The organism is Erwinia sp. GW821-FHT03D09, from assembly GCF_059420805.1.
Genome location: NZ_JBWKUK010000008.1, coordinates 142,600 through 169,390, shown reverse-complemented (window position 1 = coordinate 169,390; position 26,791 = coordinate 142,600). Strand labels below are relative to the sequence as shown.

Annotated in this window: 24 protein-coding genes; 10 read left to right on the top strand and 14 right to left on the bottom strand. The window is 56.4% G+C overall.

Translation table 11 applies throughout. The features are described 5' to 3' along the window. Nucleotides 1-169: 169 nt before the first annotated feature. Both bamC and dapA read right to left on the bottom strand, forming a co-directional pair. Nucleotides 170-1,198 carry an outer membrane protein assembly factor BamC gene (gene bamC / locus AC07U6_RS10005; RefSeq protein ID WP_494763412.1) on the bottom strand — a complete coding sequence of 343 codons (1,029 nt, stop codon included), beginning with the start codon at nucleotides 1,196-1,198 and terminating at the stop codon, nucleotides 170-172. A gap of 15 nt (nucleotides 1,199-1,213) precedes the next feature. Further along, nucleotides 1,214-2,092 (bottom strand): 4-hydroxy-tetrahydrodipicolinate synthase, encoded by an 879-nt coding sequence (dapA, locus tag AC07U6_RS10000; RefSeq protein WP_494763413.1) that lies wholly within the window; start codon nucleotides 2,090-2,092, stop codon nucleotides 1,214-1,216. 137 nt (nucleotides 2,093-2,229) lie between these two features. Between dapA and AC07U6_RS09995 the strand changes: the two genes are divergently transcribed. Further along, entirely contained in the window at nucleotides 2,230-2,787 is a 558-nt protein-coding gene (locus AC07U6_RS09995) for a glycine cleavage system transcriptional repressor (RefSeq protein ID WP_494763414.1), read from the top strand. Between the two features lie 76 nt (nucleotides 2,788-2,863). After that, nucleotides 2,864-3,331 carry a thioredoxin-dependent thiol peroxidase gene (gene bcp / locus AC07U6_RS09990; protein ID WP_494763415.1) on the top strand — a complete coding sequence of 156 codons (468 nt, stop codon included), beginning with the start codon at nucleotides 2,864-2,866 and terminating at the stop codon, nucleotides 3,329-3,331. A gap of 63 nt (nucleotides 3,332-3,394) precedes the next feature. Here the strand turns inward: bcp and AC07U6_RS09985 are convergent, their stop codons facing one another. Both AC07U6_RS09985 and AC07U6_RS09980 read right to left on the bottom strand, forming a co-directional pair. After that, nucleotides 3,395-4,453, bottom strand: coding sequence for an AI-2E family transporter (locus AC07U6_RS09985; protein WP_494763416.1), 1,059 nt, complete (start codon nucleotides 4,451-4,453; stop codon nucleotides 3,395-3,397). 81 nt (nucleotides 4,454-4,534) lie between these two features. Continuing rightward, nucleotides 4,535-6,142: a sensor domain-containing diguanylate cyclase gene (locus AC07U6_RS09980; RefSeq protein ID WP_494763417.1), complete on the bottom strand. Its 1,608-nt coding sequence runs from the start codon at nucleotides 6,140-6,142 to the stop codon at nucleotides 4,535-4,537. Between the two features lie 342 nt (nucleotides 6,143-6,484). On the opposite strand from AC07U6_RS09980, the gene bepA reads away from it, so the two are divergent. Together bepA and arsC are read left to right on the top strand one after the other, a co-directional pair. After that, complete coding sequence (bepA, locus tag AC07U6_RS09975; protein WP_494763418.1) at nucleotides 6,485-7,948, top strand: beta-barrel assembly-enhancing protease; 1,464 nt, start codon at nucleotides 6,485-6,487, stop codon at nucleotides 7,946-7,948. A 37-nt stretch (nucleotides 7,949-7,985) separates the two neighbouring features. Then, nucleotides 7,986-8,339, top strand: coding sequence for an arsenate reductase (glutaredoxin) (gene arsC, locus AC07U6_RS09970; RefSeq protein WP_494763419.1), 354 nt, complete (start codon nucleotides 7,986-7,988; stop codon nucleotides 8,337-8,339). Nucleotides 8,340-8,397: 58 nt separating this feature from the next. On the opposite strand, the gene hda is transcribed toward arsC, so the two are convergent. Next, the gene (gene hda / locus AC07U6_RS09965) at nucleotides 8,398-9,105 is read right to left on the bottom strand and encodes a DnaA inactivator Hda (RefSeq protein ID WP_123335939.1); all 708 of its coding nucleotides are present in this window, start codon (nucleotides 9,103-9,105) and stop codon (nucleotides 8,398-8,400) included. Nucleotides 9,106-9,161: 56 nt separating this feature from the next. On the opposite strand from hda, the gene AC07U6_RS09960 reads away from it, so the two are divergent. Next, entirely contained in the window at nucleotides 9,162-9,311 is a 150-nt protein-coding gene (locus AC07U6_RS09960) for a hypothetical protein (RefSeq protein ID WP_494763420.1), read from the top strand. Nucleotides 9,312-9,376: 65 nt separating this feature from the next. Here AC07U6_RS09960 and uraA read toward each other — a convergent pair whose 3' ends face one another. After that, on the bottom strand, nucleotides 9,377-10,666 hold the full coding sequence (uraA, locus tag AC07U6_RS09955; RefSeq protein ID WP_494763421.1) for a uracil permease: 1,290 nt from the start codon (nucleotides 10,664-10,666) through the stop codon (nucleotides 9,377-9,379). Nucleotides 10,667-10,904: 238 nt separating this feature from the next. Then, nucleotides 10,905-11,531 (bottom strand): uracil phosphoribosyltransferase, encoded by a 627-nt coding sequence (upp, locus tag AC07U6_RS09950; RefSeq protein WP_105593251.1) that lies wholly within the window; start codon nucleotides 11,529-11,531, stop codon nucleotides 10,905-10,907. A 249-nt stretch (nucleotides 11,532-11,780) separates the two neighbouring features. Between upp and purM the strand changes: the two genes are divergently transcribed. Next, complete coding sequence (purM, locus tag AC07U6_RS09945; RefSeq protein ID WP_494763422.1) at nucleotides 11,781-12,821, top strand: phosphoribosylformylglycinamidine cyclo-ligase; 1,041 nt, start codon at nucleotides 11,781-11,783, stop codon at nucleotides 12,819-12,821. Further along, nucleotides 12,818-13,456, top strand: coding sequence for a phosphoribosylglycinamide formyltransferase (gene purN / locus AC07U6_RS09940; protein WP_494763423.1), 639 nt, complete (start codon nucleotides 12,818-12,820; stop codon nucleotides 13,454-13,456). The genes purM and purN overlap by 4 nt, the downstream gene beginning before the upstream one ends. Nucleotides 13,457-13,499: 43 nt before the next feature. Here the strand turns inward: purN and AC07U6_RS09935 are convergent, their stop codons facing one another. The 4 genes from AC07U6_RS09935 to AC07U6_RS09920 are packed head-to-tail and all read right to left on the bottom strand — an operon-like array spanning nucleotide 13,500 to nucleotide 17,505. Next, a complete protein-coding gene (locus AC07U6_RS09935; protein WP_494763424.1) occupies nucleotides 13,500-14,825 on the bottom strand; it encodes an MFS transporter in 1,326 nt (441 codons plus the stop codon). Further along, nucleotides 14,822-15,454 (bottom strand): hypothetical protein, encoded by a 633-nt coding sequence (locus AC07U6_RS09930; RefSeq protein WP_494763425.1) that lies wholly within the window; start codon nucleotides 15,452-15,454, stop codon nucleotides 14,822-14,824. The genes AC07U6_RS09935 and AC07U6_RS09930 overlap by 4 nt, the downstream gene beginning before the upstream one ends. Before the next feature lie 2 nt (nucleotides 15,455-15,456). After that, entirely contained in the window at nucleotides 15,457-16,821 is a 1,365-nt protein-coding gene (locus AC07U6_RS09925) for an amidase (protein WP_494763426.1), read from the bottom strand. Between the two features lie 6 nt (nucleotides 16,822-16,827). After that, nucleotides 16,828-17,505, bottom strand: coding sequence for a DUF2848 domain-containing protein (locus AC07U6_RS09920; protein WP_494763427.1), 678 nt, complete (start codon nucleotides 17,503-17,505; stop codon nucleotides 16,828-16,830). A gap of 117 nt (nucleotides 17,506-17,622) precedes the next feature. Between AC07U6_RS09920 and AC07U6_RS09915 the strand changes: the two genes are divergently transcribed. Then, the gene (locus AC07U6_RS09915; RefSeq protein ID WP_494763428.1) at nucleotides 17,623-18,297 is read left to right on the top strand and encodes a GntR family transcriptional regulator; all 675 of its coding nucleotides are present in this window, start codon (nucleotides 17,623-17,625) and stop codon (nucleotides 18,295-18,297) included. Between the two features lie 16 nt (nucleotides 18,298-18,313). On the opposite strand, the gene pstB is transcribed toward AC07U6_RS09915, so the two are convergent. The 3 genes from pstB to AC07U6_RS09900 are packed head-to-tail and all read right to left on the bottom strand — an operon-like array spanning nucleotide 18,314 to nucleotide 22,932. Next, nucleotides 18,314-19,090, bottom strand: a complete 777-nt coding sequence (gene pstB, locus AC07U6_RS09910; RefSeq protein WP_494763429.1) for a phosphate ABC transporter ATP-binding protein PstB — start codon at nucleotides 19,088-19,090, stop codon at nucleotides 18,314-18,316. A 12-nt stretch (nucleotides 19,091-19,102) separates the two neighbouring features. Then, a complete protein-coding gene (gene pstA / locus AC07U6_RS09905) occupies nucleotides 19,103-20,749 on the bottom strand; it encodes a phosphate ABC transporter permease PstA (RefSeq protein ID WP_494764527.1) in 1,647 nt (548 codons plus the stop codon). Then, nucleotides 20,749-22,932: an ABC transporter permease subunit gene (locus tag AC07U6_RS09900; RefSeq protein ID WP_494763430.1), complete on the bottom strand. Its 2,184-nt coding sequence runs from the start codon at nucleotides 22,930-22,932 to the stop codon at nucleotides 20,749-20,751. The genes pstA and AC07U6_RS09900 overlap by 1 nt, the downstream gene beginning before the upstream one ends. A gap of 212 nt (nucleotides 22,933-23,144) precedes the next feature. Between AC07U6_RS09900 and ppk1 the strand changes: the two genes are divergently transcribed. Both ppk1 and ppx read left to right on the top strand, forming a co-directional pair. After that, on the top strand, nucleotides 23,145-25,205 hold the full coding sequence (ppk1, locus tag AC07U6_RS09895) for a polyphosphate kinase 1 (RefSeq protein WP_494763431.1): 2,061 nt from the start codon (nucleotides 23,145-23,147) through the stop codon (nucleotides 25,203-25,205). 9 nt (nucleotides 25,206-25,214) lie between these two features. Beyond that, nucleotides 25,215-26,741: an exopolyphosphatase gene (gene ppx / locus AC07U6_RS09890; protein ID WP_494763432.1), complete on the top strand. Its 1,527-nt coding sequence runs from the start codon at nucleotides 25,215-25,217 to the stop codon at nucleotides 26,739-26,741. Nucleotides 26,742-26,791 lie beyond the last annotated feature (50 nt).

Here is a 26,791-nt window from a genome sequence, read left to right as displayed (position 1 = left end):
ATCCCCTGAAAAATCTGCGGGGTAGAGAACGGTTACTGTCCGGGCTGCCTGTGGCAACCCGCTAAAAATTTTCTGCCGGGCGAATTATATGTTCTGCGCGTAAAAAACCGAAGCAATCGTTTACGCGGCAGCAAATAAAAAGGCCGGGAGAGATTCCCGGCCTTCGGATTTACTTAAATGCCGCCTGGAAAACGGCGACCAGCGCGTCGTTTTGCGACTGCGTTAGCGGATGTCCTTTCGGATCGAGGAACTGCAGGCTGCTACGGTTATCCAAATCGCCGATCTGGAGTTTGTAGTTACCGTTGGTCAGCTCAGGATCTTTCGCACCCAGTTCATCCCAGGTACTGCTGCCCGGCGCCTTGTAGGTGACATTCAGGCTACCCTGCGAGCGGTTGCTGTCGGTCACTTCCATGCCCACACGCTTCAGCGTTGCCGGCAGGCGCTGCCATACGACGTTGAACGGCGCACGTACGATCAGATTCGGCAGGCCGGTATCATCGGCACCGCTCTGCACGTCGATCTGAGTCACGCTACGGTTTGCAGCGGCATCTTCACGGGTGGTTTCAATCTTATCCAGTTTGGTGCTGATGTCGTTCAGCATCTGCGCGGTGTAGCGCTGAAGCTGGATCGGCGCAGTCACGCTTTTGCCTTCCTGCTCAAGCTCCAGCAGCTTCACGTTCAGCACCTGCTGATAGCCCTGCTGCTGTACGCTCAGCTGGTAACGGCCACGGTACTGATTGTCTTCATCAGCACGGTTCCACTGTACCCAGTCGGTGGTCAACGTCTGACTGCCGTCCTGACGGTCAACAATCGGATAGTTGTAGGACTGCACGGCACTGACAACCTGCGGCCAGATTGAACCGGTGCGAGAATCCACCAGCAGCGTACCGGTGTTACCGGCATACTGAGTGCGGGTGCCGTTCATCAATGCCAGAGTCTGCGCCGGTGGACGAATATCAAGCTGCTTACCCACCTGCCCTTTATCGCTAACGTTCGGGATATCAAATTCACCGTTTTGCAGCGGCAGGATCATGCCAGCAGGTGCGTGCAGATCGCTAAGATCGGCTGCCTGCAGGTAGGATTCGTCACCGCTAACCTGACGCTTGTAACGTTGATCGTTAGAACATGCTGCCAGCAGCATCACTAACGACAGTCCCACCACTTTCGCTACCGTGGACTTTTGTACTGAGTAAGCCATCAATTCTCCCTAGATTTACAGCAGGCCGGCGTTTTTAAGAGCCTGCTCTACAACCGGACGACCGGCATCGGTCAGCGGCGTCATTGGCAGACGCAGCGTATCGGTTGCTATTAATCCTAACTTTTTCGCGGCCCATTTAACCGGAATAGGATTGGGTTCAACAAACAGCTTCTGATGAAGTTGCATCAGGCGCTGGTTAAGGCGGCGCGCTTCAGCAAAGTTACCCTGCTGTGCCAGAGCACAAAGCTCTGCCATTTCGCGCGCGGCGATATTCGCCGTTACGGAAATAATGCCGTGTCCACCCAGATGCATGAAGTCCAGTGCCGTCGCGTCATCGCCGCTAACCAGCACGAAATCTTCATCAACCAGCTCTTGGATCTGACTTACCCGTGATAAGTTCCCGGTAGCCTCTTTGATTCCGATAATATTTTTAATTTTCGCCAAGCGACCAACGGTTTCCGGCAGCAGATCGCACCCCGTGCGTGACGGCACGTTGTACAGCATCTGTGGCAGATCGGTGCTTTCCGCGATGGTTTTGAAGTGCTGATACAGCCCTTCCTGCGTAGGACGGTTGTAATACGGCGTCACTGTCAGGCAGCCGACAACGCCGGATTTTTCGAAACGTTTAGTCAGAGAGACGCCTTCCGAAGTGGCGTTTGCGCCGGTTCCGGCGATGATTGGGATGCGGCCATCGGCCAGCTCCAGCGTCATCAGCACCACGTCGCCATGCTCATCATGGCTCAGGGTGGCGGACTCACCGGTGGTTCCTACAGAAACAATTGCCGATGTACCGCTGGCAACATGATAATCAATCAGTTTTTTCAGACTCGCACGGCAGACATTACCTTTGTCATCCATTGGCGTAACGAGTGCTACAAGACTTCCCGTAAACATTGGCGATCCCCTCGACAAACAAGTGCTTCATGGTACGTTTGACCGAGCATTAAAAGCAAGCGGACAAGGCCGCTCAGGCCCTTGTCAGCAGTTTTTTTTATGTTTACCTTATGGTTATTAGCATTTAGACAGGAAGCATGATTTTGCCGCAGTCACCCGAGCACCACCTGGTCATCACCGCACTTGGCGTTGACCGTCCCGGAATCGTCAATACCATTACGCGCCACGTCAGCAGTTGCGGATGCAACATTGAGGACAGTCGGCTGGCGATGCTCGGCGAAGAGTTCACTTTTATTATGCTGCTGTCCGGCAGTTGGAATGCAATTACGCTGATTGAATCCACCCTGCCGCTGAAAGGCGCAGAGCTGGAGCTGCTGATTGTGATGAAACGCACCGGGGCCAGCGCGCGGCCGCCGATGCCGGCAACGGTTTGGGTACAGGTTGAGGTTGCCGATTCCCCGCATATCATTGAGCGCTTTACCGATCTGTTTGACTCGCATCAGATGAATATTGCGGAGCTAGCCTCAAGAACCCAGCCGGCACAGGATAATCAGCCGCCTTTGCTTTATATTCAAATGACGGCACACAGTCCTGCCAGTCAGGATGCGTCACTTATCGAGCAGGCGTTCAACCGCCTATGTACAGAACTTCATGCTCAGGGCACTATTAAGGCGGTTTCGCACCACGGCGCCTGAATGGTCCGTCCACCACTGTGGAAAGAAACTGTTTTAATTAGCCTACAGCATAAATGATAAAAAACGGAGTGTAGTGATGAACCCACTGAAAGCCGGTGATATTGCACCGAAATTTAGTCTGCCCGATCAGGATGGCGAGCAAGTAAATTTGGCCGACTTCCAGGGGCAGCGCGTTCTGGTTTATTTCTATCCGAAAGCGATGACGCCGGGCTGTACCGTACAGGCGTGCAGGCTGCGTGACAGCATGGATGAGCTGAAAAAAGCTGGCGTTGAAGTTTTGGGGATCAGCACGGATAAACCTGAGAAGCTCTCCCGCTTTGTTGAAAAAGAGATGCTTAACTTTACCCTGTTGTCCGACGAAGACCACGCGGTCTGCGAACAGTTTGGGATCTGGGGTGAGAAGACCTTTATGGGTAAAACCTATGACGGTATTCATCGCATCAGCTTCCTGGTTGGCGCTGACGGCAAGGTTGAGAAAGTGTTTGATGACTTTAAAACCAGCAATCACCACGACATCGTGATGGATTATCTGAAAGCGTCCTGAGTCACATCAGTCGTTCGCACCTGATTAAACGGGCGGGCTGGCATAATGCGGCCCGCCCGATCGTTACTCATTATGCAGTTCATCCGGCCAGGCATGGACCACCGCTTTGATCAGCGTCGCCAGCGGAATGGCGAAGAACACGCCCCAAAACCCCCACAGCCCACCAAAAATCACCACCGACAGGATGATCACCAGCGGATGCAGATTGACCGCTTCTGAGAACAGCACAGGTACCAGAATATTACCATCCAGCCCCTGAATAATCAGATAGATAATCATCATGGTCCAGAAATCGCCGGTCAGCCCCCACTGCCCCAGGCCTACACCAATGACCGGGATAGTCACCACCATGGCGCCGATATACGGAATCAGTACCGAAACGCCAACCAGCACCGCCAGCAGCAGGGCGTAGTTCATGCCGATCGCCAGAAAACCTATCCAGCTGGCAATTCCCACCACTACCATTTCCAGCACTTTGCCGCGTATATAGTTGGAAACCTGCTGATTCATCTCGATCCATACTTGCCCGGCCAGACCGCGATTGCGCGGCAGCACCCGGCGAACCGCATTCAGCAACTGCTCTTTATCCTTCAGCAGGAAGAAGACCATCAGCGGCACCAGGACCAGATAGATGGCCAGCGTCATCAGCCCAACCAGCGAGGCCAGCGAATATTTCACTACCTGATCGCCCAAGCCACTCAGCCGGGTACGCAGGTTTTCCACGACGATATCAACAATCCCCACATCCATCAGCGTGGGGAAACGCTCCGGCAAACGAGTGGCAAACTGATAAAGACGGGTCAACATGCTGGGCAATTCGTGGGCAAGGTTGATCCCCTGCTGCCAGGCCACCGGCACCACCACCAGCAGTAAAATCAGCAGCAGGGCAGCAAAAACAATCAGTACCAGCGTGGTCGCCCAGCTGCGGGAACAGCCCAACCGTTCGAGCCGTACCATCGGCCATTCCAGCAAATAAGCCAGTACAATCGCCACCAGCAGCGGGGCCAGAAGACCGTTAAAGAAAAACAGGATGCAGAACGTTGCCAGCAGGATCGCCAGCAGGGCAATAGCCTGCGGGTCGGTAAAACGACGGCGATACCACTGCAGTAAAAGTTCCAGCATAAGGAGTCCTTGCCTTGGAAAGATGAGGTGAGTGTAACTGAAACTCACCGCCCTCGCTGCTAAGCGGGGCGGGAGTCAATATCAGAACGTAGCTGAATGAACGGCTTCCGGCTGCACGGCAGCTTTTTGCAGAGTCATTACCTGGTTACGACCGGCATTTTTGGCCTGATACAGCGCTTCATCGGCCTGTTTAAACGTGTGTTCCATGGTTTTCATCTCTGGCGTCCAGAAGGCAACGCCGATTGAAATGGTAATACTGCCAACGCTGTCCAAGACCTGAATTTCAATACGCCGACGCACGCGTTCAGCGATGGCCAGTGCCGTTTCGCTGTCGGTCGCGGGCAGGATCATCAAAAACTCTTCGCCGCCGTTGCGGCAGATAACATCGGTCTGCCGCACGCCGAATTCCAGCTGGCGAGCCACGTTTTCAATCACATCGTCGCCAACATCATGGCCGAACGTATCGTTCACCCGTTTAAAGTAGTCGATATCCAGCGCCAGCACGGCAAAAGGCTGCTGGGTCGCAAGGAAATATTCCAGCACGGCGTTCAGACCGCGTCGGTTGAGCAGCCCGGTCAGCGGATCGGTCTGTACCTCACTTTTCAGCCGTCCGATCTTATCCTGCATCAGCCCGATACCGGCCAGCATCGCCCGTTTAATCTGCGAGGCTTCATAATACCAGGAGCGAATACCGCTAATTTCCCGGGATGCATCGTTCGTGTCCATCTGACTGGCTTTACGCGCCAGCTGCCAGAGCGGCAGGGCAATACGCTGGGCCAGAACCAGCGCGAGGATCAGCGTCAGTAGCGCAAACGGCACGGAGTGCTTCAGCACCTGCAGCAGCAGACTGTTTAGCGGTGCCAGCGTCGCTTCTTTCGGTTTCATCGCCACAATCATCCAGCCCGAAACCGGAACCATCGCGTAGCCCGCCAGCATCGCCTGCCCGCCGTCACCGTTTAGCTGCAGGAAACCGTTGCTCTCTTTATTCCGCCGATCGTCATCAATAATCGGCGCAATGGTTTTACCAATCAGATTATGATCCTGGTGATAAAGCACCTGATTCCCGGCATCCACCACGTAAAGCGAAGAGCCATCACGGTAGAACTGTTCGCCCAGCAGGGCGTTAAGAATGCTTTTCTTTTTCAGATAAATCGATCCGCCGACGTAGCCAAGATAGCTACCGGTTTTCGACCACACCGGCCAGGAGATAAACACCAGCAGATTGTTGGCGGCGGAGATCGTCGGATTGCTAATCATCGGCTTGCGCTGGGTCAGCGCCTGTTTGGCAGCGGAAGAAGTCAGCCTCATGCCTTTCAGCATCAGCGATTCCGGGGAAATGGCTTTCACCCAGCCGTTTGCATCGACAATCACCACCGAGTTAAAACTGCTGGTTTGTTCACGAAGGCGATCCACTTCTTTTTGCAGCAGCGTTTCATTATCCAGCCCGCCTTCCAGCATTTTGGCGCTATAGGAAAGTTGCGACTGAGCCAGCTGGAAGAACACTTCAGAGGTTGCAGCCAGCTTGGTGGCATAAACCCGGTTAGACTCCAGCGTATTCCCGATCAGCACATCACGCTGCACGCACCAGCTGGCGTACAGAGAATTCGCCAGCGTGATAACAATACTTGCCACGGCCAGCAGCGTGATCAGCGTGCGCAAATCCGTCTTAGGGCGTAATTGCCTTAACATGGATTCACCTTAGTGAATAATTTCATTTTCTTAGCGCCTTGTAGTTTTTATGCGCGTTTGTTAAAAAGTGTGGGACATGTCGGTAAAGCACTCTACGATTGTACACTTCCCAATTGTTTTGGGAATATTCTAACGTTCGCAGTCCAAATTAATTATTGATGGCGCCTCTCGAATGCCGCCCCGCCAGTCATTCCGAACTTTACCCCCTACTTCACTCGGTTTTACCATTTCATTCCCACCAACCACTGGTTAAGATGGCGATGGGTGCGGAGTTTTCACCCTTTGCAGAACATTTCGGCATCCTGCCGGTCAAAAATTGGACGTCCTTGTTAGGGTTTACCTATGTTCAACCGATTGAAGAAAAGCCTGCTAACTTCGCTGGTTATCTCCCTGTTGGCGGGGGGTGCTACGCCGGTCCAGGCCGATGTGTCTGATAATCTCCCGGATATTGGTACGACGGCGGGTGGCACACTGTCGGTCAATCAGGAACTGGCGATGGGGGATTTTTACGTTCGCCAGCTGCGTGCCAGCGCGCCAATCATCAACGACCCACTAATGAATCAGTACATCAATCAACTCGGACAGCGGCTGGTTGCCCACGCCTGGTCGGTGAAAACACCGTTCCATTTCTACCTGATCCGCAACGATGAAATTAACGCCTTTGCCTTCTTTGGCGGCAACGTTGTGCTGCATTCCGCCCTGTTTCGCTATAGCGATAACGAAAGCCAGCTGGCTTCAGTGATGGCGCACGAAATCTCGCACGTTACCCAGCGCCACCTCGCCCGAGCGATGGAAGAACAGCAGAAAAACGCGCCGCTGACGTGGGTGGGCGCACTGGGCTCGATTCTGCTGGCGATGGCCAGCCCGCAGGCGGGTATGGCGGCGCTGAGCGGGACGCTTGCAGGTGCCCAGCAGGGGATCATCAGCTTTACTCAGCAAAATGAGCAGGAAGCCGACCGTATAGGTATTCAGGTACTGCAGCGGGCAGGATTCGACCCGGAAGCGATGCCCACCTTCCTGCAAAAGCTGGCCGACGAGTCGCGATTTTCCTCCAAGCCGCCGGAAATCCTGTTAACTCACCCCCTTCCCGACAGCCGACTGTCCGACGCCCGCAACCGTGCGAATCAGATGAAGCCGGTGGTGGTGCAGTCGTCTCAGGATTTTTATATGGCTAAAGTCAGGGCGCTGGGGATGTTTTCTACCGGCCAGAACCAGCTGACCGCAGATTTGCTGGAATCACTGTCGAAGGGGAACAGCCGGGAGCAGGCCGCCGCGCAGTACGGTAAAGCCGTGCAGATGCTGGAAGCGAAAAACTATGCCGGGGCGAAAAATATCATTGCCCCGCTGCTGGCGAAGCAGCCGGATAACGTCTGGTACCTGGATATTATTACCGATATTGATATCGGTCTGAATCAGCCGCAGCAGGCGATTAATCGTCTGGTAGCGATTAAAGCCAGCGGCAGCAATCCGGTGCTCCAGCTCAACCTGGCAAATGCCTATGTGGAAGCAAAACAGCCCGCTAACGCCAGCAAAGTGCTGTATCGCTATACCTGGGCCAATAAAGACGATCCCAACGGCTGGGATTTACTGGCCCAGGCTTCTGCGGCTCAGGGACTGTCGGATGAAGAGCAGGCCGCGCGGGCCGAAGGGCTGGCCCTTGCCGGGCAGCTCGATCAGGCGATCCGTAGCCTTAGCAGCGCCAGTTCTCAGGTGCCGCTCGGCAGCCTTAAACAGGCACGCTACGACGCGCGCATCGATCAGCTAAGGCAGCTGCAGGAACGTTTCCGTCAGTATCAAAAGAGATAACAAGCAGGGCCAAAGCGAAGAGGCCGGAGGAAATAAAATGAGTGATGTACAGATTTACCATAACCCGCGCTGTTCCAAGAGCCGCGAAACCCTTGCGCTGCTGGAGGAACGCGGTATTAAACCGCAGGTGATTCGCTATCTGGAAATCCCGCCGAATGCCGAAACGCTAAAAGCGCTGGTAAAACAGTTGGGTTTCAGCAGCGCCCGCCAACTGATGCGCCACAAAGAAGATGAGTATAAATCTACCGGGCTGGATAACCCGGCGCTAACCGAGGATCAGTTGATTGCCGCAATGGTCGCTCAGCCGAAGCTGATTGAGCGGCCTATCGTGGTGACTAACGGGCAGGCCCGCATTGGCAGGCCGCCTGAGCAGGTGCTGGAGATTCTGTAACTGTGGGCGTATTCCCTGTCTTAACGAGGCCTTCTCTGTGAAGGCTTCGGCGTCAGGCTCAGAGATCCAGCGCTTCTTTGACAAACGGAATAGTCAGCTTGCGCTGCGCGCTGATCGAAGCGCGATCGAGCTGATCGAGGGTCAGAAACAGCGTGCGCATCTCGCGATCCAGCCGCTTCAGCAGGAATCGACCCACGTCTTCCGGCAGTTCAAATCCCCGCAGGCGAGCACGCAGCTGAAGCGCCTGCAGCTTATCTTCATCGGACAAAGGCTGAAGCTTATAAATTTGTCCCCAGTCGAGGCGTGAAGCCAGGTCTGGCAGTTTAAGGTTAAGCTGGCGAGGGGGCCGATCTCCGGTGATCAGCAGGCGGGTTTTACCGGTTTCCAGAATGCGGTTGTAGAGGTCAAAAATCGCCATTTCCCACGGCTCATCTCCGGCAATGCATTCGATATTATCAATGCAGATCAGCGCCAGCTGCTCCATACCGTCGAGGACTTCAGGAACAAACCAGGTGCGTTTATCCAGCGGGACATAACCGACGGCTTCTCCGGCCGCCGAAAGCTCAGCGCAGGCTGCATGCAGCAGGTGGCTTCGCCCTCCTCCTTCCCGCGACCAGAAATAGAAGTAACTACCGTGTTCCTGATGAAGTGCACTCTGCAGTGCGGCCAGCAGGGACGGATTTTCACCTGGCCAGAAGCTGGCAAAGGTTTCGTCATCGGGCAGATAAAGTGGCAGTGAAAGCTGTGCCGGCGTGTTCAGAATCACCTCAGGGTTTACGCATGCAGAAATCACGAAAATTCTAACACAACTCATCGGCGATCATGAAACGTAAAGCCAATGATGGGATCAACCGCAGTTATAAAACCGACATCCGGCTACAGGGATTGCTAAAAAATAACGTCATTGGGCAAAAAGAGGCGGGCGAAATGCCGAGCGGCAGCAGGAACGGCGTTGTGAGAAAGCAGCGATAAGTCGGGAGTTTACTGCGCCTCACGTATTGACGTTGAGGCACAGTCATTAACAGACAGGCAGAGATTTACTTGACGTCGGAACGCTCATCCGCCACGTCAATGATCTCTTCTTCCTTACGCATCAGGCTGATGACTTTAAAGATCAGACTCAGGCCCACACCAACGATGGTCGCCAGCGCCATGCCTTTCAGCTCGGCAGCACCGATGTGCACTTTTGCGCCGCTGACGCCGATGATCAGAATCACCGAGGTCAGGATCAGGTTCTGCGCCTTGTTGTAGTCCACTTTCGATTCAATCAGCACGCGGATACCCGACGCGCCGATGACCCCGTACAGCAGCAGCGACACGCCACCCATCACCGGCACCGGCACGGCCTGGATTGCCGCCGCCAGTTTACCGACGCAGGAGAGCAGGATCGCCAGAATCGCCGCGCCGCCGATTACCCAAGTACTGTATACACGGGTAATGGCCATCACGCCGATATTCTCGCCGTAGGTGGTGTTTGGCGTTGAGCCGAAGAAGCCGGAAAAGACGGTCGAGATGCCGTTGGCAAACATCGAACGGTGCAGGCCCGGATCTTTCAGCAGGTCTTTCTTCACAATATTGGCGGTGACCACCAGGTGCCCGACGTGCTCGGCAATCACCACCAGCGCCGCAGGCAGGATGGTGAAGATCGCGTACCACTCAAAGCGCGGGGTGTAGAACGTTGGCAGCGCAAACCAGTGCGCCTCGCGAACCGGCGTCCAGTCAACGATGCCCATAAAGAAGGATAACGCATAGCCCACCAGCACCCCGACCAGAATAGGAATAATGGCCAGGAAACCACGGAACAGTACGGAACCAAATACCGTCACGCCCAGCGTCACCATAGAAATAATGATGGTTTTACTGTCGGGAGAGGAGCCGTCTGCAGGCAGCAGACCAGCCATATTCGCCGCCACGCCCGCCAGCTCCAGGCCGATAACCGCCACAATCGCGCCCATCGCCGCCGGTGGGAACATCACGTCCAGCCAGCCGGTACCGGCTTTTTTAACAATCAGCGCCACCAGGCAGAACAGCACACCGCACATAATAAAGCCGCCCAGCGCCACTTCGTATCCCAGCGGCAGCAGCAGCAGTACCGGAGAGATAAAGGCAAAGCTTGAGCCGAGGTACGCCGGGATTTTGCCCTTACAGATAAACAGGTACAGCAGCGTGCCGATACCGTTAAACAGCAACACCGTGGCCGGGTTGATGTGGAACAGAATCGGCACCAGCACGGTGGCACCAAACATCGCGAACAGGTGCTGGAAGCTGAGTGGAATGGTTTGCAGCAGCGGTGGCCGCTCGTGTACGCCTATTGCGCGACGCGTCATGTTTCACTACCCCTTGATATGTTTGCCATAAAAAAGCCGACTCTGCGGTCGGCTTGATACAAAAAAATCATCTCACAGTAGAATTGCATCCACCATAAGGGACTGACAGGCCAGGCGTTGTCGTCGCAGGCAGTTTGGACACGACCAGCGCGCGATAACCGGAGCGTACACCAGGTACGTGAGGATTATGAGCACTGCCCGAGTGCAAAATGGCAAGTAAGATAGCCTGGAACATACTTTACTTAGTACCAAAAATCTTATCGCCGGCGTCGCCGAGGCCAGGGATGATATACCCCTTATCGTTCAGCCCCTGGTCAACGGATGCGGTATAGAGTTCAACATCCGGGTGCGCTTTCTCCAGCGCGGCGATGCCTTCCGGTGCAGCGACCAGTACCAGCACCTTAATGCTGGTGCAGCCTGCTTTTTTCAGCAGATCGATAGTGGCAATCATAGAGCCACCGGTGGCCAGCATCGGGTCAACGACCAGCGCCATACGCTCTTCAATATTGGAAACCAGCTTCTGGAAATACGGTACCGGCTCCAGTGTCTCTTCGTCGCGGTACACGCCGACCACGCTGATACGTGCGCTCGGTACGTGCTCCAGCACGCCTTCCATCATGCCCAGACCGGCACGCAGGATTGGCACAACGGTAATCTTCTTACCTTTAATCTGTTCGATCTGCACCGGGCCGTTCCAGCCCTCGATGGTCACTGTCTCAGTTTCCAGATCGGCAGTCGCTTCATAGGTCAGCAGGCTTCCCACTTCTGACGCGAGTTCACGAAAACGTTTGGTGCTTACGTCGTTCTCACGCATCAGACCCAGTTTATGTTTGACCAGCGGGTGTTTGACTTCCACGATCTTCATTGTTGTACTCCCGGAGTGTTAAGCAGCAAAAAAAAAATCGCGAGATTATAGCGCCATTTAGCCGCAGCGCCATATGACTTAGTGCAATAGTTTAGTTAATCTCGGCGATTGGTGTCAGGATTAGCTGAAATTCACCTATCCGCCATGCGGGGTAAGATGGCACTCGCAAACGTTTGCCTGCACTGGTAGAATTACGGCGCTTTATTTTTACCACCACACCACCAACCGCAAACGCGTGGGGATTTCGCAGTGACCGACAAAACCTCTCTCAGCTATAAAGACGCCGGCGTAGATATCGATGCTGGTAATGCTTTAGTCGATCGTATCAAAGGCGTAGTGAAAAAAACCCGCCGCCCTGAAGTCATGGGTGGACTGGGCGGTTTCGGTGCCCTTTGTGCGCTGCCGCAAAAATACCGTGAACCCGTACTGGTTTCCGGCACTGACGGCGTTGGCACCAAGCTGCGTCTGGCGATGGACCTGAAGCGCCACGATACGATTGGTATCGATCTGGTCGCGATGTGCGTTAACGATCTGGTGGTACAGGGCGCAGAGCCTCTGTTTTTCCTCGACTACTACGCAACCGGCAAACTGGATGTGGATACCGCAGCCAGCGTCATCACCGGCATCGCAGAAGGCTGTTCACAGTCTGGCTGTGCGCTGGTCGGCGGTGAAACCGCTGAAATGCCTGGTATGTACCACGGCGAAGATTACGACGTGGCGGGTTTCTGCGTCGGCGTGGTCGAGAAGTCTGAAATCATCGACGGCAGCAAAGTGACCGATGGTGACGTGCTGATCGCGCTGGGTTCCAGCGGCCCGCACTCTAACGGCTACTCGCTGGTGCGTAAAATTCTGGAAGTCAGCAAAACCGACCCGGAAACCACCCAGCTGGAAGGCAAATCGCTTTCCGATCACCTGCTGGCACCAACCCGTATTTACGTGAAAAACATCCTCAGCCTGATTGAGCAGGTTGACGTGCACGCCATCGCCCACCTGACCGGCGGTGGCTTCTGGGAAAATATCCCGCGCGTACTGCCGGACAACACCCAGGCCGTGCTTGAAGAGTCAAGCTGGGAATGGCCAGCGGTGTTCGGCTGGATGCAGCAGGCCGGTAACGTCAGCCGTCATGAAATGTACCGCACCTTTAACTGTGGCGTGGGTATGGTCATTGCCCTGAGCGCGGCAGAAGCAGACAAAGCGGTACAGCTGATGAACGACGCGGGTGAAAAAGCCTGGAAAATTGGTACCATTAAAGCCTCTGATTCTGAAGAGCGTGTGGTCATCAATTTATGAAACGTATAGTCGTGCTGGTTTCCGGGAATGGAAGCAACTTACAGGCAATTCTGGATGCCTGTCAGCAGGGGCGCATCAACGGCAGCATCGCTGCCGTATTCAGCAACAAGACGGAGGCCTATGGCCTGGAGCGCGCACGTGAAGCAGGCGTTCCGGCTCATGCGCTGACCGCCTCGCAGTTTGCTGACCGCGAAGCGTTCGACCGCCAGCTGATGCTGGAAATCGATGCCTATGCCCCCGATCTGGTGGTACTGGCCGGCTATATGCGCATTCTCAGCCCGGCGTTCGTGCAGCGTTATGCCGGACGGATGCTGAATATCCACCCTTCCCTGCTGCCGAAATACCCGGGGCTGCACACTCATCGCCAGGCAATTGAGAACGGCGATGATGAGCACGGTACCTCTGTGCATTTTGTGACGGAAGAACTGGACGGTGGTCCGGTGATTTTACAGGCGAAGGTGCCGGTATTTCGTGAAGACAGCGAAGCGGATGTGACCGCACGCGTTCAGCATCAGGAACACGCGATTTATCCGCTGGTGGTGAGCTGGTTCGTTGAAGGCCGGCTGGCAATGCGTGACGATCGCGCCTGGCTGGATGGCCAGCCGCTCCCTGCAGAAGGGCATGCGTTCGAGTAGTTGATGCAGGGCGGAGTCTTGTCCGCCCTCACTTTTCCCCTGGTTACGCTAGCGGCTTTTTCGCCGTTTCCCGCGCAAATCCCACCGCCAGCACTGTGATCAGTAGCGCCAGCACAATGTAGACCGACACCCAAAAAGTTCCCCCCGTTTCACTGTACAGCGTGGCAATAATTAACGGCGCAAATCCGCCGCCCAATATCCCCGCCAGCGTATAGGCCAGCGAGGAACCCGCATAGCGTATATGCCCCGGAAACTGTTCAGTCACAAACGCCGCCTGCGGACCGTACATCACCGCATGGATCAGCAGCCCCACCACCACCGCCAGGCAAATTATCCACGGCTGGGCACTGTCCAGTAAGGTAAAGAAGGCGAATGCCCATACCATTCCCATCAGCGCCCCGGCCAGATAAACCGGGCGACGACCAAATTTATCCGAAAGTATGCCGCACAGCGGTACCGCCAGCGCATTCGCCAGTGCACCGAGCATGGTTGCTCCCAGCGCCAGCGGGCGCGGCAGGTTCAGCACCGTGGTCACGTAGGTCAGCGTGAAGACCACCACCAGTGCGTACAACACATCTGAACCAATACGCGATCCGCCTGCGATCAGCAGCGTTTTTGGATACTTGAGCACCACCTCTTTTAGCGGCATATGGCTGGTCTGCTTTTTCGCTTCCAGCGCACGGAATACCGGCGTTTCATCAATGCCCCGGCGCAGCCACAGACCAAAGAATACCAGCAGCAGGCTGAGAAGGAAGGGAAGCCGCCAGCCCCAGTGCTGGAACTGTTCAGGGCTGACAGCCAGCGTTATCACCGCAATAATCGCCGTGCCAAACAGCGTACCGCACGAAGGCCCCACCTGCGCAAAGGAGGCGTTCAAACCGCGCCGATCCTGTCTGCCGTGCTCCATCGCCAGCAATACGGCCCCCGCCCACTCGCCGCCGAGCGCAATTCCCTGAATGAAGCGCAGCAGCACCAGCAGTATCGGGCTGAAAATCCCCCACTGCGCATAGCCCGGCAGTATTCCCATCAGCGCAGAGGTAACGCCCATGACGATCAGGGTGGTCACCAGCACGAAGCGCCGCCCCAGCACATCGCCCAGATGGCCAAACAGCATGCCGCCCAGCGGACGCGAAACGTAGCCTACCGCGTAGGTCGAAAAGGCCAGGATAGTCCCCACCAACGGATCGAAGGAAGGGAAAAACACATGGTTGAAGATCAGCGCGGCCATAATGTTGTAGATGGTAAAGTCATACCACTCCAGCGCGGTGCCGATGGAGCTGGCCGCGGCCAGCTTGCCGGTTTTTGGCGGGGCATGAGTCTCTTTTTCTATCACGCGCGCCCGTCCCTGAGATACATCAGACAGGTTCATGATGCCATCTCCTGTGCGGTGAGCTGCCAGCTCAGCGAATAGAATTCCACCGTCGCTGCCAGTTTCTCTGAGGCTTGCTGGGCCAGATCGTCGATTGCCACCTCGCTGCTGGCCTCAATCAGCACGATTTGCTGCAGCGCGCTGCTGTCGCGCACTTCCTTCGGCAGCGGGGAACTCAACGCCGTATCGGGGCTGAGCAGTGCGCTGGTCACAAAGCCCGGACGCGCGGCAAGCGTTTCGCCCAGTTGCTGACAGGTGGCTGCCGTGACGGTGGTATGACAGGTCAGCACCGCCAGATGCGCCCCACTCCCCTGGCCAACACGGGATTCGATGCGGCATACCCGGCGCATCGGGTTAACCATTTTTTGCAGATTCTGCACCGACCACGACGTCTGCCGGGTAAAGGCGGCGTGATAGTCAGCGCTGGTGAAATCCTCCAGCCCGCTGGTTTTATACAGCCCCAGATAGCGCCGCGCTGCCTGCCGCGCGCGATAACGCGTACCGCTAAGGAAACCGCGAATTGCGACCCGCTCTTCGACGTGTTCATGGTCATACCAGCGGTTGAAATCGGCTTCATCTTCACTGGCAACATTGGTCGCCACAAACAGCATTCCCTGATGATGTTTCATCGTTAAACTCCTGTCGATTGGGTTAGGGGGCGCAGCAGGTGTTCTATCGCCAGCGCGCTGCACATCAGTGTTTCATCCTGTTCCGGCCGCGCTGCCAGCATCAGGCCAACGGGAGCCGTTCCCGCCGCGTGGCAGGGTAACGAAACGGCGCAGCCGTCAAGGAAGTTGATAATCGAGGGGTTACGCAGCATTGCGCCGTTAACGGTAAAATAATGCGCGTCATCCTGTTCCAGCCCGGTAATGGTGGGGGCAATCATCGGTACCGTCGGCATCATCAGCGCGTGATACCCGGCCATTTCAATACGGACCTGCTGCTGCCAGTCGCGTCGCCGCTGATGCAGCCGCTCGGCCTCTTCGGGCGTGATGGCTGCTCCGCGGCGGATACGCGACAGCACGCGGGGATCGTAGCTTTCCGCGTCCTTTTCAATCAGCGCGCGGTGCCAATTCCAGGATTCAAGCGCCGTCAGCCCCCCCGCAGCATTGATGTTCGCCAGTTCTGCAAACGCCGCCATCGGCAGTGGATCGATGTGAACCCCGGCGCTCTTCAGCTGCTCCACTGCGGTATAAAACGCCTGCTCCACCTCTTCACTCAAACCGTCTAACACCACCGTCTGTGGGATCGCCAACCTCAGCTGCTGCGGTTCCACCATCGCCAGTCGCAAAGGAAGGTTGGCGATAACGCTATCCAGCAGTACGCAGCTGGCCACGTCATGGGCTATGACGCCGATGGAGTCGAGCGAGGGCGACAGCGGTTGCAGACCGCGCGGGTCAATGCGGCGCGCTGTAGGCTTATAGCCGGTCAGCCCGCAGAGTGCCGCCGGAATGCGTACCGAGCCACCGGTATCGGTACCGACCGAAGCAAGGCACATGCCGTCGCTAACCGCAACCGCCGCACCAGAGGATGATCCACCGGGGATCAGCCGCCGTTCCCGCTGCCAGGGGTTCGCCGGGGTGCCGTAATGCGGGTTAATCCCCAGCCCGGAAAAGGCAAATTCGGTCATATTGGTGCTGCCCACAATGGCTGCCCCCGCCTGCCGCAGACGCGCCACGATGGCGGCATCCTCCTGCGCCGGGACCGCCTGAGCCAGCCGGATAGAACCGCCGCTGGTCGTCTCGCCGGCAATATCAAACAGTGCCTTCACGCTAACCGGCAGCCCATCGATCGGGCCACGCGCTTCACCGCGCTGGCGGCGTGCATCTGACTCCACGGCAGCCCGACGCGCCTGCTGTGGCCAGATCTTCAGGAATGTCCGCTGGCCTTCACCCTGCGGAGCCAGCGCCGCTTCCAGCGCGTTTTCAGTCAGTTGCCGGGCGCTGACTTTTCCTTCGGCAAGGGCAGCGGCTGCCTGCTTTAACGTCATCATCATTGCTCCTCAGGCCACCAGCGGCAGCGTCTGAATACGGTATTCATGCTCGATGCGGCATCCGCGTTTTTCGTCCACCAGCGCCATACGGAAATGCGTTCCGGGCCGAATCCCACCCAGCGCGCTGAGGGTTCCGCAGCTCATTCCCAGCCCATCCGGCAGGGCCGCGCTGCCCAGATACCGCGACAGCAAATCCTGTGGCGTACGCAGCTCCGCCAGCCGTCCCTGCTGATAGAGCGTCCAGCTCGATCCTTCTTTGATCCAGGACTGCATCAGCAAAGCGTCCCAGTCGTCGATCACCTCGCTCAGCCGCCAGGCCGTGCGGGCCAGCGGCTTAGCGCACACCTGTTTTGACAGCGCTACGCTGTGGCTTTCCAGCTCGCGGTCGGTATGGTCGGAAGAGAGCGTCAGCCAGCATTCGCCCCGCCAGCTGAACAGGAAAGGCTCCACTTCCCCGGAGCTGCTCTTGCCCACCACATCAATGCAGGACTGCTGGGTCAGCAGTGACGCGCTGGCACGATAAAACAGCGGTACCGCACCGGGAGCAGGCACGCCCAGCGCCTCCAGCTCTTTGATATGTTCAAGCACGGCATGACGATCTCTGCCTGCCCATCCGGCAATAACAAACTGATTAATATCAACCTTAACCGCATCTTCCTGATTAAATCCTAGTGAAAACTGCAACATTGTGGATTCCTTATTGCAACTAAAATACCTGTGAAATTTCACTATAATTTAAAAAAAGACATTTTCACCGTGGCTTTTGTGTAAAATGTGGGCAAGGTCAAAATGAGAGGATCAATTTTGAAGAACGACTCCACCAGCGTACCGTCAGAAGATCGTGCTATTTCACTGAATGAACTGGCATATCTCCGTTTTCGTCAGGCGCTGATAACGCTGCGCTACAAACCCGGCGATTATCTGAATATGGCGCAGGTGATGGTGGATCTGGAGGTGGGGCGCACGCCGGTTAATCAGGCGGTACACCGTCTTTCAGCGGAGGGACTGCTGCAAATCTTGCCGCGCAAAGGTGTGATGGTGGCGCCGCTTTCGGTCGATGACGCGCTGGAGCTGATTGAAGTCCGCCTGGTGAATGAGCAGCTTTGTACCCGACTGGCCGCGGCGCGTATCACGCCAGCCCAGCTTGAACAACTGCGCGAAGTGAATAACCGACTGGCCGACGCCTGCCGACAGCGGGATTCACTGATGATGATGGAGTGTGATAATCAGTTTCACCATCTGCTGGCCGCCATTGCGGCTAACCGCCGTTTGATGGATATTCTGAGTATCATACACGCCCAGGCACAGCGGTTCTGGGCCACGACGCTGGCTGACAGCGGGCATGTGGAAGAGGTGATTGCCGAACACAGCGCCATCGTCGATGCACTCGAGGCCGGCGACACGGAAACGGCGGAGCACGCGACCCGCCATCATATCCTCTCGTTTAAACGCGCTCTGCTGGCGGGGGCCGGGCGATAGCCGCCGCCGGCCCGTATCAGCCAAAGCGCCCGGTAATGTAGTCTTCGGTTTTGCGCTGCTGCGGCGCGGTAAACAGATCGTCGGTCAGGCCAAACTCCACCACGCTGCCCTGATGCATAAAGGCAGTGTAATCAGATACGCGCGCGGCCTGCTGCATATTATGCGTGACCAGCACCAGGGTGAAATGCTGTTTGAGAGTGCTCATCAACTCTTCAATCACCAGCGTTGAAATCGGGTCCAGCGCCGAGGTGGGTTCATCCAGCAGCAGGATCTCCGGCTCAATGGCGATGGCGCGCGCGATCACCAACCGCTGCTGCTGTCCGCTGGAGAGCGTCAGCGCATTCTGCCACAGGTTATCCTTCACCTCGCTCCACAATGCCGCCGCACGCAGCGCACGCTCCACCGTTTCATCCAGCACCCGCCGATCGCGGATGCCCTGCAGGCGCAGGCCGTAAACCACATTGTCATAGATGGTCTTGGGGAAGGGATTGGGACGCTGGAAAACCATTCCAACGCGGCGGCGCAGCAGGGACAGATCGCGATCGTGCCCGAGGATCGACTGCTGATGCAGACGAATATCGCCTTCCACCCGGCAGTTGTCGATCAGATCGTTCATGCGGTTAAAGCAGCGCAGGAGGGTCGATTTACCGCAGCCGGAGGGGCCAATCAGCGCAGTAATGCGATTTTTCGGTATCCGCAGACTGATGTTGTTCAGTGCCGGTTTTGCCCCGTACCACAAACTCAGATTATCCAGTTCCAGCGCGGTTTCCGCATCTTCAAATATGACAGCCATAACCATCCCGTATTAGTGCATCAGCGCGCGGTAGCGCTCGCGCAGACGATGGCGAAGGATCATCGCCACCAGGTTTAATCCAAGGATCAGCAATACCAGTAACAGCGCCGTGGCAAATACCAGCGGGCGATCGGCCTCGGCGTCGGGGCTCTGGAATGCCAGATCGTAAATCTGAAAACCAAGGTGCATAAATTTACGGTCAAGGTGCAGATAAGGGAACAGCGAATCAATCGGCAGTTCAGGTACCATTTTAACCACCCCGACCAGCATCAGCGGCGCGGTTTCCCCGGCGGCACGCGCCACGGCCAGGATCAGCCCGGTCAGCATCGCCGGAACCGCCAGGGGCAGCGTGACATGCCATAGCGTTTCGGCCTGCGTGGCCCCCAGCGCCAGCGAACCCTGCCGCAGGGTAGGCGGGATACGGGACAGCCCTTCTTCAGTGGCAACAATCACCACCGGCAGCGTTAGCAGTGCCAGAGTCAACGAAGCCCACAGCAGGCCGGGGGTACCGAAGGTCGGGTTCGGCAGCGTGCCGGCGAAGAATAGCCGGTCGATGCTACCCCCCATCAGCCAGACAAAGAAGCCCAGGCCAAACACGCCGTACACAATTGACGGTACGCCCGCCAGATTAACCACCGCGATACGCACCAGCCGGGTCAGCATATTGCGCCCGGCGTACTCGTGCAGCCAGATTGCCGCAATCACGCCCAACGGCATGACTACCACCGACATCAGAAGCACCATCAGTATAGTGCCGAAGATGGCCGGAAATACCCTGCCGTCCCGCTGTCCGTCCCCGCTGCTGTCGCTGACAAAATGCCAGAGCTGATCGCCGAAGTGCTGCCATTTCTGCCAGGTGCTCATGGTGTTGGGCTGCCAGGCGGAAATAATCTGCCCGAGGGGAATGCGGTGGGTGATACCCGTCGCATCGCGCAACAGCAATGCCGTATTGTTGCTTTCCATGTGGAGAGCTGAGAGGCGGGACGCATAGCGCGCAAACTGCCGCTGTAGCTCCGCCCGGTCAGCCTCATAGACCGACTGCGCCTGGGCATCATAATTCCTGCGGGCGACCTGCTTACTACGCTGCTTTTCCAGCGCTTCCAGCTGGGTATTCACTCGTGCCATCGATACCCGGCGGAGTTTTTCTGCTTCGGCAATACGCTGGCGAGCCAGGACCAGGCGCTGTTGCAGCGTCTGGTTAAGATCGCGTGCCATCAGCGTCTGTCCGCCCTCCTGCAGTCCATTAAACCAGCCGTAGGCATTTCCACCGCTGAGGCGCTGTAACACAATCACCGGGCCAGGAGCGGTACGGTTGACAATCTCCGCTGACAGAATGGTACGGAAATCCGGTGCGGCGAAATCGCGATTGCCGGTTTTAATCAGATAGCGGGTGACACTCTCCGGAAGGTTCGGTGGCTGCGGCTGCCCGCTGGCTTCAAGCTGCTGCCGCGATACCTGCTGCTGCCCGGCGACTTCACCCAACAGCTGCTGCTCTCCTGACGGCGTATTGACGGTAAACAGCTCCACCGGCTGTGGCCAGAAATAGCGCAGTCCCTGCCAGCCCAGCAGGGCTATCAACAGCATAAAGACCAGCAGACTGACGGCGACGGCACCGCCGGTCAGCCAGCGCCAGCGATGGTTATTGCGTTCAGCATTCATCATCCCTGCACCTCCTGCTGGCTGTAACGCTGTCGCAGCCTCTGCCGCACGATTTCTGCGATCGTATTTACCACCAGCGTAAATACCAGCAGCACCAGCGCAGAAAGGAACAGGATTCGGTAATGCGCACTGCCCGCCGCCGCTTCGGGCATTTCAACGGCCACATTGGCCGCCAGCGAGCGCAAACCCTGTAACAAACCGCCATCGGTGACCGGCGTATTGCCGGTGGCCATCAACACAATCATCGTCTCGCCCAGCGCGCGGCCAAAGCCGATCATCAGTGCAGCGAAAATACCCGATGATGCCCCCGGCAGCACGACGCGGACCAGGGTTTGCCACTGCGTGGCACCCAGCGCCAGCGATCCCTGTCCCTGCGAGGCGGGAACGCTAAATATTGCATCTTCCGCCAGCGTAAAAATCAGCGGTACCAGCGCGAAGCCCATCGCCACCCCAGCCACCAGCAGATTACGCTGCTGGTAACCTGAACTGAGGCGATCGGCCCATACCTGTCCCCAGATAGCCTGCTCTGCCATTGGCACAATCCACAGACAAAAGCAGCCGGTCAGCAACAACAGCGGCAGCAGAATCACCACTTCGCGCCCTTCGCTCAGCCAGCGCCGGCGCCAACGCTGCGGCAGTTTCTGCCTCCCCCAGCTGCACAGCAGCAGCACGACAGCCAGCATCAGCGGCAGCAGCATTACTCCTGATAGTTTGTCACCCAGCCTTGGGGCCAGCCACAGTCCGGCAATGAGTCCGATCACCACGCTGGGCAGTGCCCCCATCATTTCAATAGCCGGTTTAACCCAGCGCCGCAGCCGGGGGGACATGAACCACGCGGTATACATCGCTGCCGCCAGCGCCAGCGGGGTAGCAAACAGCATCGCCAGCGCCGCCGCTTTCAGCGTGCCCACCACCATCGGTACCAGGCTGTATTTTCCCTGATAATAGTCATTAGCCGAAGTTGACTGCCAGACATAGTCCGGTTCAGGATAGTTTTCGTACCAGACTTTTTGCCACAGGCTACGCCAGCTGATATCGGGCCACGGATTCTGCATACGGAAATGCTGCCAGCTGCCTTCACGCTCCACCAGCAGCCCGTCACCCTCTGGTGCAAACTGCGCGCGCTGAATGCCCTCCGGCAGCTGCCGGGTCAGGATAGCGCCCTGCTGTTTACTGGCATACAGCTTCAGTTCGCCCTGTGGGCTGAGGGTGGCGAAGACGCGGCGATGAGCTTCGCTGAACAGCAGCGGCTGCCAGCGGGCACCGTCGAAGGCACGAATATGTCGCAGATGTGGCCCATCAGCACTGGCAATATCAAACCACTGCGAAATCCCCTGCTCATCCGCAACCAGCAGAGAACTTCCGCCGCTGAGCAGCGCCAGCGATTTTGCCGGTCTGGGCAGCGCAATTGCATCTCTCAGTATTGCTGCGCCCTCACCGAGCGTCCAGACACGCAGCTGCGAACCGGAAAGGGTAAAAAGCAGCCCGCCGTCGGGCGACAGCAGCAGCTGATTCACATCACTGACGGCGAGATGGATGTTCTGTGCGGGCTGCTGCGGCTGGAGCTGCCACAGCGAAACGCTATCGGTCCCAGCCAGCGCGACAACCCAACGATTCTCTGCGCTCTGCGCAACGCTGATATGTTCTGTACCGGCCTCACCGGAGGCGATGGGGAGCTCACCCAGCGGGAACGTCCAGTGCGGCTGCTGCTGCGTGGTGAAATCGGGACGAACAAGCAGCATACTGCCGCCGTTATCCAGCAGCAGCGTCGTCAGGTTATCCGCGCTGGAGGCGGCGTGAACCGGCCCCGCCAGCAGCCGTTGGGGCTGAAGTTGGAGCGGCTGTGACTGTGACAGAGCCGGGTTCTTCGCATCCAGAGAAATAAACTGACCGCGGCCGTCTTCATCAATGCGCCATCCCCAGCGCTGGGTTTTATCCATTCCCAGTGCCACCGACCTGTCTGCCTGCTCCAGCTTAATCTCACCGTTATTTTGGAAATCAGGTGCAGTAAACAGCGGTATGACAACCCAAATCAGCCAGAAGAACAGCAATAGCATCACTAAAAGGATGGCCACCCCGCACGCGGTCACCACGCGCCGGGTCAAACGATCGGCAAATCGTCGGCTACGGGCGTTGTCGTGTACGGGTATCGGGTTATCGATCATACCTGGTCTGGTTTCCATTATGCGGTAAAGTCGCTATGTTGCCCGTATGCGGCTAATAAGACAATTACACAGTGCGATACAATGACATATGCCCACCGACGCGGGGGCGCTTCCTGCATCCCTGTCACAAAAATGTCATATATCTGCCGTTGGACATTGCTGCCATACTCTCGCCATAATGTTGCAGAACAATGGATATCTACATCCTGAATCAGCCGAACGGAGTAAAAATGGGTCAGGAAAAGCTTTACATAGAAAAAGAATTAAGCTGGCTGTCCTTTAATGAACGTGTGCTACAGGAAGCCGCTGATAAAACTAACCCGCTGATTGAGCGTATGCGTTTTCTGGGTATCTATTCCAATAACCTGGAAGAGTTCTATAAAGTTCGCTTTGCTGATTTGAAACGTCGCATTCTGATCGGTGAAGAGCAAGGTTCCCCAAGCACGCCCCGGCATTTGCTGAAAAAGATTCAGGCTCGTGTATTGAAGGCCGACCAGGAGTTCGACAGCCTGTACAATGACCTGCTGCTGGAGATGGCGCGAAACCAGATCTTCCTGATTAACGAGCGTCAGCTTTCCCCTAATCAGCAGAGCTGGCTGCGTCACTACTTTAAACACCATCTTCGCCAGCACATCACACCGATTCTGATCAACGAAGACACTGACCTGATCGAATTCCTCAAGGATGATTACACCTATCTGGCGGTGGAAATTATTCGCGGCGAAGATATTCGTTACGCCCTGCTGGAGATCCCGTCAGATAAGGTGCCGCGCTTCGTTAATCTGCCACCGGAAACGCCTCGCCGCCGTAAGCCAATGATCCTGCTCGATAACATTCTGCGCTATTGCCTGGGTGATATCTTCCGCGGGTTCTTTGATTACGATGCGCTGAATGCTTATTCGATGAAGATGACCCGCGATGCGGAATACGATCTGGTTAACGAGATGGAGTCCAGCCTGCTGGAGCTGATGTCATCCAGCCTGAAGCAGCGTCTGACCGCCGAGCCGGTCCGCTTTGTTTATCAGCGCGATATGCCCGATGCGATGGTTGAACTACTGCGTAAAAAGCTGAACATCTCTAACTATGATTCAATCGTTCCCGGCGGTCGCTATCATAACTTCAAAGACTTCATCGGCTTCCCTAACGTGGGCAAAGCAAACCTGGTGAATAAGCCGCTGCCGCAGCTGCGCCATATCTGGTTTGACCGCTTCCGTAACGGCTTCGACGCCATTCGCAACCGTGATGTGCTGCTCTACTATCCGTACCACACCTTTGAGCACGTGCTGGAGCTGCTGCGCCAGGCCTCGTTTGACCCGTCGGTCTTAGCTATCAAGATCAATATCTATCGCGTAGCCAAGCACTCGCGCATTATGGATGCAATGATCCATGCGGCCTACAACGGTAAGAAAGTGACGGTGGTGGTTGAACTGCAGGCCCGCTTCGATGAAGAGGCCAACATCCACTGGGCCAAACGCCTGACCGAGGCCGGCGTACACGTTATCTTCTCCGCGCCGGGTCTGAAGATCCACGCCAAGCTGTTCCTGATTTCCCGCCGCGAAAACGGTGAAATCGTTCGTTACGCCCATATCGGCACCGGTAACTTTAACGAAAAAACCGCGCGTATTTACACCGACTATTCACTGCTGACTGCCGATGCCCGTATTACCAACGAGGTCCGTCGGGTGTTCAACTTTATTGAAAACCCGTATCGTCCGGTAAGCTTTGAACATCTGATGGTGTCACCGCAGAACTCACGCAAAATGCTGTATCAGCTGATTGATGCGGAAATCGCTAACGCGCAGAACGGTATTCAGGCCGGCATCACCCTGAAGATCAATAACCTGGTGGATAAAGGCCTGGTGGATCGCCTTTATACGGCATCCAGCGTTGGCGTGAAGGTGAACCTGCTGGTGCGGGGGATGTGCTCCCTGATCCCCGATCTGGAAGGCATCAGCGAAAATATTCGCGTGATCAGTATTGTTGACCGCTATCTGGAACACGATCGCGTCTATATTTTTGATAACGGCGGCGATAAAAAAGTCTTCCTCTCTTCCGCTGACTGGATGACCCGAAATATTGACTACCGTATTGAAGTGGCCGTCTCCATTCTTGATCCCATTCTGAAACAGCGTGTGCTGGATATTATTGCCATTCTGTTAAGTGATACCTTGAAGGCCCGTTATGTCGATAAAGAGCTGAGCAACCGCTATGTTCCACGTGGCAACCGCCGTAAGGTTCGCGCACAGCTGGCTATTTACGATTATATTAAATCTCTTGAGCAACCTGACTGACACACAACTATGCCAATATCCCATAAAAGTACGCCTAAACCGCAGGAACTTGCTGCTATCGACCTCGGTTCGAACAGTTTTCACATGGTGATTGCCCGTGTAGTGGACGGTGCCATGCAGGTTCTGGGTCGCCTTAAGCAGCGGGTTCATCTGGCCGATGGCCTGGACAATAATAATGTACTGAGTGAAGAAGCAATCCAGCGCGGCCTGAGCTGCCTGGCGCTGTTTGCAGAACGTTTGCAGGGGTTCAGCCCAAGTAACGTGACCATTGTTGGAACGCATACGCTACGCCTGGCCGTGAATGCCGAGGATTTTCTGCAGCGTGCTGCGGAAGTGATCCCCTATCCGATTGAAGTTATTTCGGGCCATGAAGAAGCTCGTCTGATCTTTATGGGCGTGGAGCACACCCAGCCTGAAAAAGGCCGCAAGCTGGTCATCGACATCGGCGGTGGATCGACCGAGATGGTGATCGGGGAAGACTTTGAGCCAAAGCTGGTTGAGAGCCGCCGTATGGGCTGTGTCAGCTTTGCTAATCTCTATTTCCCCGGTGGCAACATCAGTAAAGAAGCCTTCCGCCGCGCGCGACTGGCGGCGGCGCAGAAGCTGGAAACGCTGGCCTGGCAGTATCGCCTGATGGGCTGGCAATATGCGCTGGGCGCTTCCGGCACCATCAAGGCCGCCTGTGAAGTGCTGGTGGCAATGGGCGAAAAAGACAAGCTGATTACCCCTGAGCGGCTGGAGAAGCTGTATGACGAGGTCATTAAGCATAAGTCTTTCGACGCGCTCAGCCTGCCGGGACTGTCGGAGGAGCGCAAAGGAGTCTTCGTGCCAGGTCTGGCGATCCTCTGCGGCGTGTTTGATGCACTGGCGATTCGTGAACTGCGGCTTTCCGACGGAGCGCTGCGCGAAGGCGTGCTGTATGAGATGGAAGGCCGCTTCCGTCATCAGGATATTCGCAGCCGCACGGCGCAAAGCCTGGCTAACCATTACGCCATCGACAGCGATCAGACCCGCCGGGTGCTGGAAACCACGGAACAGCTGTTCGAGCAGTGGCGCGAGCAGAATCCCAAGCTGGAAAATCCGCAGCTGGCCGCGCTGCTGAAATGGGCCGCGATGCTGCATGAAGTGGGGCTGACCATTAACCACAGCGGTATGCATCGCCATTCGGCGTATATTTTGCAAAACACCAATATGCCTGGATTTAACCAGGATCAACAATCACTGCTGGCAACGCTGGTACGCTTCCACCGCAAAGCGGTTAAAGTTGACGAAATGCCACGCCTGACGCTGTTCAAACGCAAGCAGTTCCTGCCACTGGTCTTCCTGCTGCGCCTTGGAACACTGCTGAACAATCAGCGCCAGGCCACCACTCGTCCCAGCGATTTGCAATTACAAACCGATGACGGTCACTGGACGCTGACGTTCCCGCGCGATTATTTCAGTCAGAACAACCTGGTTCAGCTGGATCTTGAGCGCGAGCAAAGCTACTGGAACGACGTAACCGGCTGGCAGCTGACGATACAGGAAGAGCACTAACGCCGTTGATTAATGCTCGTGTGGGGTTCAGGCTAGCCTGAACCCTTTTT